The 14453-nt window shown below is 71.5% G+C and carries 15 protein-coding genes; 6 read left to right on the top strand and 9 right to left on the bottom strand.

The window, feature by feature from the left end; translation table 11 throughout:
- Positions 1-233: 233 nt before the first annotated feature.
- Positions 234-350 (bottom strand): SGM_5486 family transporter-associated protein, encoded by a 117-nt coding sequence (locus ACFWEE_RS22060; protein WP_327175008.1) that lies wholly within the window; start codon positions 348-350, stop codon positions 234-236.
- A 17-nt stretch (positions 351-367) separates the two neighbouring features.
- On the bottom strand, positions 368-1672 hold the full coding sequence (locus ACFWEE_RS22055) for a CynX/NimT family MFS transporter (protein ID WP_386891391.1): 1305 nt from the start codon (positions 1670-1672) through the stop codon (positions 368-370).
- A gap of 249 nt (positions 1673-1921) precedes the next feature.
- On the opposite strand from ACFWEE_RS22055, the gene ACFWEE_RS22050 reads away from it, so the two are divergent.
- Positions 1922-2596: a FadR/GntR family transcriptional regulator gene (locus tag ACFWEE_RS22050; RefSeq protein ID WP_386891390.1), complete on the top strand. Its 675-nt coding sequence runs from the start codon at positions 1922-1924 to the stop codon at positions 2594-2596.
- A gap of 20 nt (positions 2597-2616) precedes the next feature.
- On the opposite strand, the gene ACFWEE_RS22045 is transcribed toward ACFWEE_RS22050, so the two are convergent.
- From ACFWEE_RS22045 to fabG, 3 genes are all read right to left on the bottom strand, one after another.
- On the bottom strand, positions 2617-3006 hold the full coding sequence (locus ACFWEE_RS22045) for a hypothetical protein (RefSeq protein WP_386891389.1): 390 nt from the start codon (positions 3004-3006) through the stop codon (positions 2617-2619).
- A 330-nt stretch (positions 3007-3336) separates the two neighbouring features.
- Positions 3337-4104, bottom strand: a complete 768-nt coding sequence (fabI, locus tag ACFWEE_RS22040; protein ID WP_327175012.1) for an enoyl-ACP reductase FabI — start codon at positions 4102-4104, stop codon at positions 3337-3339.
- 5 nt (positions 4105-4109) lie between these two features.
- A complete protein-coding gene (fabG, locus tag ACFWEE_RS22035; protein WP_386891388.1) occupies positions 4110-4829 on the bottom strand; it encodes a 3-oxoacyl-[acyl-carrier-protein] reductase in 720 nt (239 codons plus the stop codon).
- 262 nt (positions 4830-5091) lie between these two features.
- Here fabG and ACFWEE_RS22030 point away from each other — a divergent pair, with 262 nt between their 5' ends.
- The 3 genes from ACFWEE_RS22030 (at position 5092) to tyrS (ending at position 9485) form a co-directional block, all read left to right on the top strand.
- The gene (locus ACFWEE_RS22030) at positions 5092-6615 is read left to right on the top strand and encodes a TldD/PmbA family protein (RefSeq protein WP_386891386.1); all 1524 of its coding nucleotides are present in this window, start codon (positions 5092-5094) and stop codon (positions 6613-6615) included.
- On the top strand, positions 6612-8006 hold the full coding sequence (locus tag ACFWEE_RS22025) for a metallopeptidase TldD-related protein (protein ID WP_386891383.1): 1395 nt from the start codon (positions 6612-6614) through the stop codon (positions 8004-8006). The genes ACFWEE_RS22030 and ACFWEE_RS22025 overlap by 4 nt, the downstream gene beginning before the upstream one ends.
- A 210-nt stretch (positions 8007-8216) precedes the next feature.
- Positions 8217-9485 carry a tyrosine--tRNA ligase gene (tyrS, locus tag ACFWEE_RS22020; RefSeq protein ID WP_386891382.1) on the top strand — a complete coding sequence of 423 codons (1269 nt, stop codon included), beginning with the start codon at positions 8217-8219 and terminating at the stop codon, positions 9483-9485.
- Between the two features lie 71 nt (positions 9486-9556).
- Here the strand turns inward: tyrS and ACFWEE_RS22015 are convergent, their stop codons facing one another.
- Positions 9557-9835 (bottom strand): GlsB/YeaQ/YmgE family stress response membrane protein, encoded by a 279-nt coding sequence (locus ACFWEE_RS22015; protein WP_266702929.1) that lies wholly within the window; start codon positions 9833-9835, stop codon positions 9557-9559.
- 206 nt (positions 9836-10041) lie between these two features.
- Between ACFWEE_RS22015 and ACFWEE_RS22010 the strand changes: the two genes are divergently transcribed.
- Positions 10042-10464: a DUF3099 domain-containing protein gene (locus ACFWEE_RS22010; RefSeq protein ID WP_386891380.1), complete on the top strand. Its 423-nt coding sequence runs from the start codon at positions 10042-10044 to the stop codon at positions 10462-10464.
- Between the two features lie 222 nt (positions 10465-10686).
- Positions 10687-10932, top strand: coding sequence for a hypothetical protein (locus tag ACFWEE_RS22005; RefSeq protein WP_386891378.1), 246 nt, complete (start codon positions 10687-10689; stop codon positions 10930-10932).
- A gap of 78 nt (positions 10933-11010) precedes the next feature.
- Here ACFWEE_RS22005 and moaA read toward each other — a convergent pair whose 3' ends face one another.
- From moaA to ACFWEE_RS21990, 3 genes are all read right to left on the bottom strand, one after another.
- A complete protein-coding gene (moaA, locus tag ACFWEE_RS22000; RefSeq protein ID WP_386891427.1) occupies positions 11011-12000 on the bottom strand; it encodes a GTP 3',8-cyclase MoaA in 990 nt (329 codons plus the stop codon).
- Between the two features lie 243 nt (positions 12001-12243).
- Positions 12244-13884, bottom strand: coding sequence for a cation acetate symporter (locus tag ACFWEE_RS21995; protein ID WP_386891376.1), 1641 nt, complete (start codon positions 13882-13884; stop codon positions 12244-12246).
- Positions 13881-14246, bottom strand: a complete 366-nt coding sequence (locus ACFWEE_RS21990; protein WP_386891375.1) for a DUF485 domain-containing protein — start codon at positions 14244-14246, stop codon at positions 13881-13883. Before ACFWEE_RS21990 ends, ACFWEE_RS21995 begins: the two co-directional genes overlap by 4 nt.
- Positions 14247-14453: the final 207 nt, after the last annotated feature.

Below are 14453 nucleotides of genomic sequence, written 5' to 3'. Positions count from 1 at the left end.
TTCCTTCACCCAGAACCTACGGAAGGGCGGACGGGCCGCCCATCCGGAGACCCACCCACTCGACCCTGAACCTGGCCCCCTAGGGGACGGTGGGGCTGTCCCCACCCTCCCCCGGGCCGTGTGTCGGAAGTGGGCGCCGTCCGCCCGGAGGGCGGGTCCGGAGGGCAAGTCCGGCGGGCGGGTCCGGAGGGCGGGTCCGGAGGGCGGGTCCGGCGGGCGGACGCCCACCGTCGTCAGGGGGCGAAGACCGAGGCGATGACTCCGATGATCACAGTGATGAGAAGCATGGCCCCGAGGACGAGGAGAAGCTTCTTCTGGCCGTTCTGGGGATGCGGATCGAGCACTGGCATGAGGCAAGTCTCGCATCTCACCCGTGGGCGTCGATCGTCCGGTCCCGCCCGGCGAACACACCGACCACGATCTGCGGAACCATCAGCGCCGCCATGAAGGCGATGGGCAGGCCCCAGCCGCCGCTGTGCTCGTTGAGCACGCCGACGAGCAGCGGGCCGGGGATCGAGATCAGATAGCCGGTGGACTGGGCGAACACCGAGAGCCGGGCCACGCCCGCGCCGGTACGGGTGCGCATGCCGATCATAGTGAGGGCGAGCGGGAAGGAGCAGTTGGAGATGCCGAGCAGCACCGCCCAGAACCAGGCGCCGCCCGCCGGAGCGAGGAAGAGGCCCGCGTACCCGGCGAGGCCGCAGACTCCCAGGAAGAGGACGATCGGGCCCTGGTTGCGCATCCCGGCGGCGACCCGGGGGATGACGAAGGCCAGCGGCACGCCCATGACCATGGTGATGGCGAGCAGCACGCCCGCCGTGCTCGCGGAGATCCCCGCGTCCCGGAAGATCTGCGGCATCCACCCCATGGTGATGTAGGCGGCGGTGGACTGGAGCCCGAAGTAGCAGGCGAGGGCCCAGGCGGTCGGGATCCTGGTGATCCTGAAGTCGGCGGCCGGCTGCTGCGGGACGGCCGCCGCCTCTCCGGTGGCGCCCGCGCGACTGCGGATCACCAGCGGGATCCAGACCAGTACGGCGAGGACGCCGAGCGTGGCCCAGACGGCGAGGCCGGTCCGCCAGCTGCCGCCCAGCGCGTCGGTCACCGGCACGGTGGCCGCGGCTGCCAGGGCGGTGCCGAAGGCGAGGGCCATCGAGTAGAGGCCGGTCATCGACCCGACGCGGTCGGGGAACCAGCGCTTGACGATCACCGGCATCAGGACGTTGCCCACCGCGATGCCCATCAGCGCGAGCGTGCTGGCGAGCAGGAATCCGATGGTGGAGCCGGTGAAGGGGCGGATCAGCAGGCCGGCGGTGATCGCGACCATGCCCGCGAGGACGACGGCGGCCGGGCCGAAGCGGCGCGCGAGGCGGGGGGCGGTGATCCCGAACACCGCGAAGCAGAGCTGCGGCACCGAGGTGAGGGCACCGGCGACTCCGCCGCTCATGTGGAGCCCGTCGCGCACCTCTTCGAGGAGCGAGCCCAGGCTGGTGATGGCCGGGCGGAGGTTGAGCGCGGCCAGGACGAGGCCCACCGCGAGCAGGCGCGGCAGCCACGGGGAGGCCGCCGCGGGGGCGCCCGTGGTGGGCGGCGCGGCCTTCGGGACGGTGGGTTCGGGCTCCCGTGCCGGGGGCGCGGCGGCCGGGTCGGGTGTCTCGGTGACGTCTTCCAGCATGACGTCATCATAGAATCATGGGATGATTGGTTGTCCACCCCGGCGCGACGGCGCACCCGGGGCGCGGACGCCGTGGGAGACAGCGCTTCCGGGGCGCGGACGCCATCGGAGAGGGCGCTCCCGGGGCGCCGACTCCCCGGGCGCTCCTGACAGAATCCGGACCACGCCTCGCCGCACCCCGGAAGCCGGGAGGTTTCCGGGCCACCGAGGGCTCGGAGCACTGCGGAGCACTGCGAAGCAAGGAGTCTCATGGCGCTGACGTCCCCCCGGCGCTCGGCACTCGCCGACCAGGTGATTGCCCAGCTGAGGAACCAGATCACCTCGGGCGAGTGGCCCGTCGGCTCCCGCATCCCCACCGAACCGGAGCTGGTCGAGCAGCTGGGGGTGGCCCGGAACACGGTCCGCGAGGCGGTGCGCGCCCTCGCCCACAACGGCCTGCTGGACATCCGCCAGGGCTCGGGGACGTACGTGGTGGCCACCAGCGAGCTGGCCGGGGTGATGCAGCGGCGCTTCGCGACCGCCGATCCGCGTCACGTCTCCGAGCTCCGGTCCGTACTGGAGTCGTCGGCGGCGCGACTGGCCGCCGGGCGGCGCACCGACCGGGACCTCAAGCAGATGGACGCCCTGCTGGCGCGGCGCGAGGAGAGCTGGGCGGCGGGGGACGCGGAGGGGTTCGTCGAGGCCGACGCCACCTTGCACCTGGCGATCGTGGCCGCCGCGCACAACGACGTGCTGACCGGGATCTACGCGGATCTGGGCGACGTGCTGCGCGACTACCTGCGCGGTGACGTGGACCCGGAACTGCGGCCGGAGAACCTCATGGACCACGGGCGGCTGGTCGAGGCGATCCGCGAGGGCGACGCGCGGACGGCGGCCGAGGAGGCGGGGGGCCACGCGCTGCACTGCCCGCCCGAGAGCCCCTGACCCGGAGCCCTGGGCGGCTCTCAGACGGTCTCCGGCGTCGCGCTGTGGGTGACCCAGGCGGTGGCCACCTCTTTCCAGCAGCGGTCCTGGAGCCGGACCGTACGCCCCGGTTCGACGACGACCGCCGCGCCGTCGCCGTCCACGTCCCACCACCGGGCGCACTCCGTGTGCAGCCGGACGTGGTCGAGGGAGGGGTACGGGTTGTGGCAGTAGGCGACCACCAGGGAGCCCTCGACCGTGGTGCGGCACTCCGATCCGGCGGGCTCCGGGGACGGTGCGCGGGTGCCCGAGCCCCCGGATTCGGCGGCCCCGCCCGATCCGGCGACGTGGATGCCGGCCGGGACCACGAGGACCGCGACGGCTGCGGCGGTCCCGAGGAGAACCCAGGTGCGGCGACGCGTGGGACGCACGGCGTTCTCCTCCCCGCAGCCTGACCAGAGTCCGGTTCCTCCACATTCTGCGGTGGATCGGCGGTCTTTTCGACCCGGGGAGTCACGGACCGTGCACGGACAAGGTTCCGGCCGGGCCAGAGGCGCGCGGCTCCCCGGCCCGGCGCGCGGTTCCCCGGCCCGGTCCGCGGGGCCCGGTCACCCGGCGCGGTCCGCACGGTCAGGTCCGCACGGCCCCCTCCTTCCGGCGCGCGCCGCAGCGGGAGACACCGGCCCCGGGACGCGCGTCGGCCGCGCACCCTCCGGAGGGGATCCGGATGCGGGTGCGCGGCCGACAGGGGTCCGTACGGGTCAGGCGCCGATCATGTGCACGCCACCGTCGACGTGGATGATCTCGCCCGTGGTCTTCGGGAAGAAGTCCGACAGCAGGGCGACGACGCCCCGGCCGGCGGGCTCCGGGTCGGTCATGTCCCAGGCCAGCGGCGACCGGGTGTCCCAGACCTTCGCGAGGTCGCCGAAGCCCGGGATGGACTTCGCGGCCATGGAGCCGAGGGGGCCCGCGGAGATCAGGTTGCAGCGGATGTTGTCCGAGCCCAGGTCACGGGCGAGGTAGCGGGAGGTGGCCTCCAGCGCGGCCTTCGCCGGGCCCATCCAGTCGTACTGCGGCCACGCGAACTGCGCGTCGAAGGTGAGGCCGACGATCGAGCCGCCCTCCGCCATCAGCGGCTTGCAGGCCATGGCGAGCGACTTCAGCGAGAACGCCGAGACGTGCATCGCGGTGGCGACCGACTCGAACGGGGTGTTCAGGAAGTTGCCGCCGAGGGCGTCCTGCGGCGCGAAGCCGATGGAGTGGACGACACCGTCCAGCGTGCCGAGCTCGTCGCGGACCAGACCGGCGAGCCGGTCGAGGTGCTCGGCGTTGGTGACGTCGAGTTCGAGGACCTTAGCGGGCTTGGGGAGCTTCTTGGCGATGCGCTCCGTCAGGGTGGGGCGGGGGAAGGCGGTGAGGATGATCTCCGCGCCCTGCTCCTGGGCCACCTTGGCGGTGTGGAACGCGATGGAGGACTCCATCAGCACCCCGGTGATGAGGATGCGCTTGCCGTCGAGAATTCCGCTCATGGTGATCAGTGACCCATGCCCAATCCGCCGTCAACGGGGATGACGGCTCCAGTGATGTACGACGCGTCGTCGGAGGCGAGGAAGCGAACCGCCGCGGCGACCTCCGCGGGCTGCGCGTAGCGGCCGAGCGGGACCTGGGCGACGATGCCCTTGCGCTGGTCCTCGGTGAGCACCTGCGTCATGTCGGTGTCGACAAAACCGGGCGCGACGACGTTGAAAGTGATGTTCCGCGAGCCGAGTTCGCGGGCCAGCGACCGGGCGAACCCGACCAGTCCGGCCTTGGAGGCGGCGTAGTTGGCCTGCCCGGCCGAGCCGAGGAGGCCCACGACGGAGGAGATGAGGACGACGCGGCCCTTCTTCGCGCGCAGCATGGCGCGGTTGGCGCGCTTGACCACACGGAAGGTGCCGGTGAGGTTGGTGTCGACGACGGAGGTGAACTCCTCCTCCGACATCCGCATGAGGAGCTGGTCCTTGGTGATGCCGGCGTTGGCCACCAGCACCTCGACGGCGCCCTGCTTCTCCTCGATCTCCTTGTAGGCCTGCTCCACCTGCTCGGCGTCGGTGATGTCGCAGCGGACCGCGAGAACACCCGCCTCGGCGAGTTCCTGAGGCGGCTCGCCGGAGCGGTAAGTGATCGCCACCTTGTCGCCGTTGTCGACGAAGGCGCGGGCGATGGCGAGGCCGATGCCCCGGTTTCCTCCGGTGACGAGAACCGAGCGGCTCAACGGATCACCCTTTCCTTGACGGTCTGGTACGTCGAAAACCTATCGGTACGGTGCGGTGTACGGAGAATCGGCCCCTGACAGTGGCTCGTGCGAGGTGCTGTGGGGTTTCTACAGTCGGCGCAGCCGCAGGTGGCGCGCCTGGCGGGCCGCGCGGGGCGGCTTCCGCGCGGCCGGAGATCCGCCCGACCGTCCATCACCCCCCGGCCGCCCCGTGATTGACTTCACGCCCGGGCACGATTCCACAGCGCAAGGGAGGCCGTCCGTGGCCCATGACATCGACCCGTCGTTTCTCGCCCTGCCCCTGAGGGCCCTCGCCGACGCCGCCCTCGCGCGGGCCCGCGCGCTCGGCTCCACGCACGCGGACTTCCGCTTCGAGCGGGTGCGCAGCGCCTCGCTGCGGCTGCGCGACGCCCGCCTCTCCGGGGCCTCGGACTCCACCGATCTCGGGTACGCGGTGCGGGTCGTGCACGGCGGGGCGTGGGGGTTCGCGTCCGGTGTGGACCTGACGATGGACGCGGCGGCGAAGGTGGCCTCGCAGGCCGTCGCCATGGCGAAGCTGTCGGCGAAGGTGATCGCGGCGGCGGGCTCGGACGAGCGGGTGGAGCTGGCGGACGAGCCGGTGCACGGCGAGCGGACCTGGGTCTCCTCGTACGGCATCGACCCGTTCTCCGTACCGGACGAGGAGAAGACGGGGCTGCTCGCCGAGTGGAGCGGGCGGCTGCTCGGGGCGGAGGGGGTCGCGCACGTGGACGCCTCGCTGACGGCCGTCCACGAGAACAAGTTCTACGCGGACACCGCGGGCACGGTCACCACGCAGCAGCGGGTGCGGGTGCATCCGCAGTTGACGGCGGTGTCGGTGGACGGCACGACGGGCGAGTTCGACTCGATGCGGACGATCGCCCCGCCGGCCGGCCGCGGCTGGGAGTACCTGACCGGCACCGGCTGGGACTGGAACGACGAACTGGAGCGCATCCCGGGGCTGCTGGCCGAGAAGATGCGGGCGCCGAGCGTGGAGGCGGGGAGGTACGACCTGGTCGTCGACCCGTCGAACCTCTGGCTGACGATCCACGAGTCGATCGGCCACGCCACCGAGCTGGACCGGGCGCTGGGGTACGAGGCGGCGTACGCGGGGACCTCGTTCGCCACCTTCGACCAGCTGGGGAAGCTGGCGTACGGCTCCCCGGTGATGAACGTGACGGGCGACCGGACGACCGAGCACGGGCTGGCGACGATCGGTTACGACGACGAGGGCGTCGAGGCGCAGTCCTGGGACCTGGTCAAGGACGGCACCCTCGTCGGCTACCAGCTCGACCGGAGGATCGCCAGGCTGACCGGCCTCGGCCGGTCCAACGGGTGTGCGTACGCCGATTCTCCGGGCCATGTGCCGGTGCAGCGGATGGCCAACGTCTCGCTGCGCCCCGATCCGGGCGGGCTCTCCACCGAGGATCTGATCGGCGGGGTGGAGCGCGGGATCTACGTGGTCGGTGACCGCTCCTGGTCGATCGACATGCAGCGCTACAACTTCCAGTTCACCGGGCAGCGGTTCTTCCGCATCGAGAACGGCGAGCTGACCGGTCAGCTGCGGGACGTCGCGTACCAGGCGACGACCACCGACTTCTGGGGCTCGATGGAGAAGGTCGGCGGCCCGCAGACGTACGTGCTGGGCGGCGCGTTCAACTGCGGCAAGGCCCAGCCGGGTCAGGTCGCGGCGGTCTCGCACGGTTGCCCGTCCGCTCTCTTCCGGGGCGTGAACATCCTCAACACGACGCAGGAGGCGGGCCGATGAGCCGCGCGAGCAAGCCGTACGAGATCGTCGAGCGCGCCCTCGACCTGTCCACCGCCGACAACTGCGTGGTCATCGCCGAGGAGGCCTCCTCGGCGAATCTGCGCTGGGCGGGCAACGCCCTGACCACCAACGGCGTGACCCGGGGCAGGACGCTCACCGTCATCGCGACCGTGGACGGCACCGAGGGCACCGCCTCCGGGGTCGTCTCGCGCTCCGCCGTCACGGCGGACGACCTGGAACCGCTGGTACGGGCGGCGGAGGCGGCGGCCCGCGCGGCGGGCCCCGCCGAGGACGCCCAGCCGCCGGTCACCGGCGTACCGGCCTCCCCCGACTTCGCCGACGCGCCCGCCGAGACCGGGCCGGAGGTCTTCGCCGACTTCGCTCCGGCCCTCGGCGAAGCCTTCGCCCGGGCCCGCGCGGGGGGCCGGGAGCTGTACGGCTTCGCCCGCCACGAGATGGTCTCCACCTACCTCGGCACCTCGGCCGGGCTGCGGCTCCGCCACGACCAGCCGACCGGCACCCTCGAACTGAACGCCAAGTCGCCGGACCGTACCCGGTCCGCGTGGGCCGGGCGGGCCACCCGGGACTTCAAGGACGTCGACCCGGCGGCCCTCGACGCCGAGCTGGCCCGGCGCCTCGGCTGGGCACAGCGGCGGATCGAGCTGCCGGCCGGCCGCTACCAGACCCTGCTGCCGCCGACCGCCGTGGCCGACCTGCTGATCTACCAGCTCTGGTCGTCGACCGCGCGGGACGCCGCCGAGGGCCGGACGGTGTTCTCCCGGCCGGGTGGCGGGACCCGGCTGGGCGAGACGCTCTCGCCACTGCCGCTGACCCTGCGCAGCGACCCGCACGCGCCGGGGCTGGAGGCGGCTCCGTTCGTGATCGCGCACTCCTCGGGGGACGAGGCGTCCGTCTTCGACAACGGGCTGCCGCTGGAGCCGACCGACTGGATCGGCGGCGGACGGCTGGAGCGGCTGAGCACCACCCGGCACACGGCGGCGTCGACCGGTCTTCCGTCGGCCCCCGCCATCGACAACCTGCTGCTGGAGGGCGGTGGCGAACGGTCGCTGGACGAGATGGTGGCCGCGACCACCGGCCGGGCGCTGCTGCTGACCTGCCTCTGGTACATCCGGGAGGTCGATCCGGCGACGCTGCTGCTGACCGGGCTGACCCGGGACGGCGTCTACCTGGTGGAGGACGGCGAGGTGGTCGGCGAGGTGAACAACTTCCGGTTCAACGAGTCCCCCGTCGACCTGCTCTCCCGCGCCTCCGAGGCGGGCCGCACCGAGCGGACCCTGCCGCGCGAGTGGGGCGACTGGTTCACGCGCGCCGCGATGCCCGCGCTGCGCGTCCCGGACTTCAACATGAGTTCGGTGAGCCTGGGGGTGTGAACCGGGGCGTGAACCGGGGGTGTCGACCGGGGCGTGCGCCATGGGTCCACCGGGCCCGCCCGCTCGGCCCGTCGGGTGCGGTCCCCGGGGTGAGCGGGCCCGGCCCGGCAAACCCATCGGGTGCGGCCCGGGACACCGCTTAGACTTGCCGGGCGTGGGCCCACCAGGCACGGAGGTCCACCGTCCACTCGCTGAAGGAGACACGGAACCGTGACGGACATCGTCGACGAGCTCAAGTGGCGCGGGCTGTTCGCCCAGTCCACTGACGAGGACGCCCTGCGCAAGGCTCTTGGCGACGGTCCGGTCACCTTCTATTGCGGCTACGACCCGACCGCGTCGAGCCTGCACGTCGGCCACCTGGTCCAGGTCCTCACCATGCGCCGTCTCCAGCGGGCGGGCCACCGTCCGCTGGCGCTGGTGGGCGGGGCGACCGGTCAGATCGGCGACCCGCGGCCGACCGCCGAGCGCACGCTGAACGACCCCGCGACCATCGCAGCCTGGGTGACCCGGCTGCGTTCGCAGATCGAGCCGTTCCTCTCCTTCGAGGGCGAGAACGCCGCGGTCATGGTGAACAACCTGGACTGGACCGCCGGGATGTCCGCGATCCAGTTCCTGCGGGACATCGGCAAGCACTTCCGGGTCAACAAGATGCTGACCAAGGACTCCGTGGCCCGCCGCCTGGAGTCCCAGGAGGGCATCAGCTACACCGAGTTCAGCTACCAGCTGCTCCAGTCCATGGACTTCCTGGAGCTGTACCGGCGCCACGGCTGCATCCTCCAGCAGGGCGGCAGCGACCAGTGGGGCAACCTCACGGCGGGCATCGACCTGATCCACCGCCTGGAGCCCGCGGCGACGGTGCACGCGCTGGCGACGCCGTTGATGGTCAAGGCGGACGGCACGAAGTTCGGCAAGACCGAGGGCGGCGCCGTCTGGCTGGACCCGGAGATGACGACCCCGTACGCGTTCTACCAGTTCTGGCTGAACGTCGACGACCGTGACATCTCCCCGTACATGCGCATCCTCAGCTTCAAGTCGCAGGCCGAGCTGGAGGAGCTGGAGAAGGTCACCGAGGAGCGTCCGCAGGCTCGTACGGCGCAGCGCGCGCTGGCCGAGGAGCTGACGACCCTGGTGCACGGCGCCGACCAGTGCGCGGCCGTCATCGCCGCGTCGAAGGCGCTGTTCGGCCAGGGCGAGCTGGGTGAGCTGGACGAGGCGACGCTGGGGGCCGCGCTCTCCGAGCTGCCGCACGCGAAGGTCGCCGAGCCGGCGCCGCTGGTGGACCTGCTCGTCGAGGTCGGTCTCGCGCCGAGCAAGTCGGGTGCCCGCCGCACGGTGAACGAGGGCGGCGCCTACCTGAACAACGTCAAGGTCACCGACGGCGACGCCCTGCCCGCCGCCGAGGACCTGCTGTACGGCCGGTGGCTGGTGCTGCGCCGGGGCAAGAAGAACCTCGCGGTGGTCGAGATCGCCGCGGGCTGACCCCTTCCGGACACGGCGGAGGCCGGGCACGCGTCCTGCGTGCCCGGCCTCCGCCGTTCGTGCCTCCGGGATCAGGTTCTCTGTTTGCCGTGTCCCCGGATCGACTGCCAGACCACGTCGCCGACACCGACCACCGCCACCGCGCCGATCAACTGGAGCACGTGCCTGATCCAGTCGATGCCCTTGGTGTCCTCGACGCCGATCCAAGCCGCGACGGCGTTTCCGAGGATGCTGCCGATGATGCCGAACACGGTCGTCAGCCAGAGCGGGATGTCCTGCTTGCCCGGAAGGATCGCTTTCGCGATCAGACCCAGCACCAGGCCCACGATGATCGCCCACAACCAGCTCATACCGCCTCCTCGAACTGCGCGTCCTGCGCATATGGGCTCAAGTGTCGTGTGCGGGCGCTTCTCGCGCATGTCGGGCGGTGCCGTACGGGAGCCGGGCGGGGCGCGGCCGGCCCACCCGGTCTCGATCGCGGAGCCGGCCGGGCGTACCGTGGAGAAGCCCCTGGTCCGGTCCGGGGCGTCGGGCACAGCGAGCAGGCGGTGGAGACATGATGGGCAAGCGCGGCGAGGCGGAGGTCTTCCGGATCACCGGGGCCCGGCAGGGGCTGGCGGACGACGTGCGCGGCCGGCAGCGCCGGTACGTGATCTCGATGTCCGTGCGGACGGTGTCGGTGATCCTCGCCGCGGTCCTCTGGAACGTCGAGCGGCACATCTCGATCGTGGCGCTGGCCCTGGGCCTGCTGCTGCCGTACGTGGCGGTGGTCATCGCCAACGCGGGCCGGGAGAACACCCCTTCGCTGCCGTCGACCTTCGTGCCCGCGCCCGTGCTGCCGGCCCTCGAGTCGGGCGTCGGGGCGGGAACGGGCGGCGCACCGGGCGCGGGGCACGCGTTCGAGGACCGTGCCGGGACCGGTACGGACACGGCCGCCGGGGCGGACGGTCGCCCCCGGTATCCGCACGGGCACGGATGAGCTTCCCCATCGGGCAAGGCCCAGGAAAACCTCAACTCAATCGTGGAGTTCCGGTGCACCCCGACAGGGCGTGCGTGACATACTCCTTTATGCGCTCCGCATCCCCCGTCGGAGCGAGAGACCGACGCCGAGCAGCTCCCCCCGTGGCTGCTCGGCGTCGTTTTTTCTCGCCCTCCGGACGCGCGCGAAGACGGCCCGACCGGCTGTTTTAGGGTGGAGGCCGTGAACTTCCCCCTGACTTCCGCCGAGAGCGACACCGGTACCCCCATCTGCTCCGCCAAGGGCTGCCGCGCGGACGCGGTCTGGGTGCTCGCCTGGAACAACCCCAAGCTGCACACCCCGCAGCGGCGCAAGACCTGGCTGGCGTGCGAGGAGCACCGCGAGCACCTGTCGCAGTTCCTGGGCGTACGGGGTTTCCTGAAGGACGTCGTGGCGCTGGCCGACTGGGAGGACCCGGCCGAGGCCTGACCCCCTCACGCGCGGGACCCGGCCGAGGGGCCTTTGACGCGCGGGCCGCGACACCCGCGGGTCCGGTACGCGCCCCGGTCAGCCGCCGATGGAGGACATCGGCCGGTCGGGCTGCAGGAAGGACGGGTCGTCCAGGCCCGATCCTGCCTTCTTCCCCCACATCGCGACGCGCCAGAGCCGGGCGATCTCCTCGTCCGGTGCGCCGGAGCGCAGCGCGGTCCGCAGGTCGGTCTCCTCGCGGGCGAAGAGGCAGGTGCGGACCTGTCCGTCGGCGGTGAGCCGGGTACGGTCGCAGGCCCGGCAGAACGGGCGGGTCACCGAGGCGATGACCCCGACGCGGTGCGGGCCGCCGTCCACGGTCCAGCGTTCGGCGGGGGCGGAGCCGCGGGCCCCGTCGTCCTCGGCGGTGAGCGTGAAGCGGGTGCGCAGCGAGGCGAGGATGTCACCGGCGGTGATCATGCCGTCGCGCTTCCAGCCGTGCTGGGCGTCGAGGGGCATCTGCTCGATGAAGCGGAGCTCGTAGCCGTGGGCGACCGCCCAGGCGAGCAGGTCGGGGGCCTCGTCGTCGTTGAGTCCGGGCATGAGCACGGAGTTGACCTTGACGGGGCTGAGGCCCGCCTCGTGCGCGGCGGCGAGTCCGTCGAGCACGTCCCGGTGCCGGTCGCGGCGGGTCAGGGTCTTGAAGACGTCGGGGCGCAGGGTGTCGAGGGAGACGTTGACCCGGTCGAGCCCGGCGGCCTTGAGGGCGGCGGCGGTGCGCCCCAGCCCGATGCCGTTGGTGGTGAGGGACATCCGGGGGCGGGGGGTCAGCGCGGCGCACCGCTCGACGATGCCCACCAGTCCCGGGCGGAGCAGGGGCTCGCCGCCGGTGAAGCGCACCTCGGTGACGCCGAGGAGTCCGACGGCGATCCGGACGAGCCGGACGATCTCCTCGTCGCTGAGCAGTTCGCTCTTGCCGAGCCACTGGAGGCCCTCTTCGGGCATGCAGTAGGTGCAGCGGAGGTTGCATTTGTCGGTCAGGGAGACACGCAGGTCGGTGGCGACCCGGTCAAAGGTGTCGATGAGCATGTGCGCCCCTCCCCCGATGGTGTTCACGGCGTGTCCGTGGTTCGGTCCTGTCCCTGCTCTTTTGAGACTACGCGAGCCGGGCGGCCGGACCCCGCGCGCGGTGGTTCCGCGCCCGGTGATTCCACGACGGGTGGTGCCGCGACCGGTGGTTCCACGCCCGGCGCCGGTCACCCGTGAGGACTCTACGGTGTGACCGGCGCGGTGGGACGTGCTCGATCCGTACGCTTGTGTGAACTCTCGCGCTCAGTGCGCGGCGACGCCGGTGAGGGACTTGACCTCCAGCTCGGCGTACTTGCCCTTGTCGGGCTCCTCCTTGGAGAGCAGGGTGCCGATCAGGCCGAGCAGGAAGCCCAGCGGGATGGAGATCAGGCCGGGGTTCTCCAGCGGGAACCAGGCGAAGTCGACGTCCGGGAACATCGAGGTCGGCTTGGAGGAGACGACCGGCGAGAAGAGCACCAGCAGGACGGAGGAGGCGAGCCCGCCGTAGATGGACCAGAGGGCGCCCTGGGTGGTGAACCGCTTCCAGAAGAGGCTGTACAGGATCGTCGGCAGGTTGGCGGAGGCGGCGACGGCGAAGGCCAGGGCGACGAGTCCGGCCACGTTGAGGTCGCGGGCCATGGCGCCGAGGCCGATGGAGACGATACCGATGGCGACGGTGGCCCACTTGGCGGCGCGGACCTCCTCCTTCTCGGTCGCCTTCCCCTTGCGGATGACGTTGGCGTAGATGTCGTGGGCGAAGGACGACGAGGACGCCAGGGTGAGTCCGGCGACCACGGCGAGGATGGTGGCGAAGGCGACGGCGGAGATCACCGCGAGCAGTACGGCTCCGCCGGTGGAGCCGGAGCCGCCGCCGATCTCCAGGGCGGCCAGCGGGGCCGCGGTGTTGCCCGCCTTGTTGGAGGCAATGATGTCGTCCGGCTTGAGCAGCGCGGCGGCACCGAAGCCGAGCACGATCGTCATCAGGTAGAAGGCGCCGATGATGCCGATGGCCCAGTTGACGGACTTACGGGCCGCCTTCGCGGTGGGCACCGTGTAGAAGCGGATCAGGATGTGCGGCAGTCCGGCGGTGCCGAGGACCAGGGCGATGCCGAGGGAGAGGAAGTCCAGCTTCGAGGTGCCGGTGGCGCCGTACTTGAGGCCGGGCTCCAGGAAGGCGGAGCCCTTGCCGCTGTTGGTGGCGGCGGTGCCCAGCAGGTCCGAGATGTTGAAGTGGAACTTCAGCAGGATCAGGAAGGTGATGAGCAGGGTGCCCGCGATGAGCAGGACGGCCTTGACCATCTGGACCCAGGTGGTGCCCTTCATGCCGCCGATGGTGACGTAGACGATCATGAGCAGGCCGACCAGGGCGACGATGGCGATCTTCCCGCCGTCGCTGGTGATGCCGAGGAGCAGCGAGACGAGGACGCCGGCCCCGGCCATCTGGGCGAGCAGGTAGAAGATCGAGACCACGATGGTGGAGACGCCCGCGGCGGTGCGTACGGGGCGCTGGCGCATGCGGTAGGCGAGGACGTCGCCCATCGTGTAGCGGCCGGAGTTGCGCAGGGGTTCGGCGACCAGGAGCAGGGCGACGAGCCAGGCGACGAGGAAGCCGATGGAGTAGAGGAAGCCGTCGTACCCGAAGAGGGCGATGGCTCCGGCGATGCCGAGGAAGGACGCGGCGGACATGTAGTCGCCGGAGACGGCGAGTCCGTTCTGGAAGCCGGTGAACTGGCGTCCGCCCGCGTAGAAGTCGGCGGCGTTCTTGGTCTGGCGGCCGGCCCACACGGTGATGCAGAGGGTGGCGACGACGAAGACCGCGAAGAGGGTGATGATCAGCGTCCGGTGGTCGCTCGCGCCCTCGGCGGCGAGCTGGACGGCGGGGTGCGCGACCTGGGCGGCGCTCATGCGTCGGCCTCCATACGGGACTTGATGGCCGCAGCCTTCGGGTCGAGCTTGGTGGCGGCGTGGCGGGAGTAGAACCACGCGATGAGGAACGTCGTGGCGAACTGGGCGAGCCCGAGGACGAGCGCGACGTTGATGTTGCCGGCGACCTTGGTGCCCATGAAGTCGCCCGCGTAGTTGCAGAGCAGGACGTAGACCAGGTACCAGGCGACGAAGGCGACGGTCAGCGGGAACGCGAACGACCGGTGCGAGCGGCGCAGTTCGGCGAATTCCGCGCTCTCCTGGACCTCCAGGTAGGCCTCGGTGGTGGGCTGGGCCGGACTGGTGTCCGTACCGCGCTCGGGCGGCGGTGCATCGGTAGCCACGGATTCTCCTCGCGACGCGGGTGTGGTGGTGGGCGACGTGATCGGTCTCATGGGGAACCTCCGCCGGAATCGGTCGTGCGACTCCCCTGACAACGGCACGTGCGGCGCGACGAAGCGGTTCACTCCCGCTTTCGGCCGTAGCGGATGACGCGAAAGCCCCCCGAACGGCCCGCGTAGATCACCCTTCGAACTCGTTTGCCTCAATTC

This window comes from Streptomyces sp. NPDC060184 (assembly GCF_042728795.1).
Taxonomy (GTDB): Bacteria; Actinomycetota; Actinomycetes; order Streptomycetales; family Streptomycetaceae; genus Streptomyces.
The sequence above is the reverse complement of the archived record's forward strand: the minus strand, read 5'-3'. Positions and strand labels throughout refer to the sequence as shown.

Coding starts and splice junctions, on each gene's coding strand:
- ACFWEE_RS22060 (WP_327175008.1), bottom strand. CDS start 350: ATGCCAGTGCTCGATCCGCATCCCCAGAACGGCCAGAAGAAGCTTCTC.
- ACFWEE_RS22055 (WP_386891391.1), bottom strand. CDS start 1,672: ATGCTGGAAGACGTCACCGAGACACCCGACCCGGCCGCCGCGCCCCCG.
- ACFWEE_RS22050 (WP_386891390.1), top strand. CDS start 1,922: ATGGCGCTGACGTCCCCCCGGCGCTCGGCACTCGCCGACCAGGTGATT.
- fabI (WP_327175012.1), bottom strand. CDS start 4,104: ATGAGCGGAATTCTCGACGGCAAGCGCATCCTCATCACCGGGGTGCTG.
- ACFWEE_RS22025 (WP_386891383.1), top strand. CDS start 6,612: ATGAGCCGCGCGAGCAAGCCGTACGAGATCGTCGAGCGCGCCCTCGAC.
- ACFWEE_RS22015 (WP_266702929.1), bottom strand. CDS start 9,835: ATGAGCTGGTTGTGGGCGATCATCGTGGGCCTGGTGCTGGGTCTGATC.
- ACFWEE_RS22010 (WP_386891380.1), top strand. CDS start 10,042: ATGATGGGCAAGCGCGGCGAGGCGGAGGTCTTCCGGATCACCGGGGCC.
- moaA (WP_386891427.1), bottom strand. CDS start 12,000: ATGCTCATCGACACCTTTGACCGGGTCGCCACCGACCTGCGTGTCTCC.
- ACFWEE_RS21995 (WP_386891376.1), bottom strand. CDS start 13,884: ATGAGCGCCGCCCAGGTCGCGCACCCCGCCGTCCAGCTCGCCGCCGAG.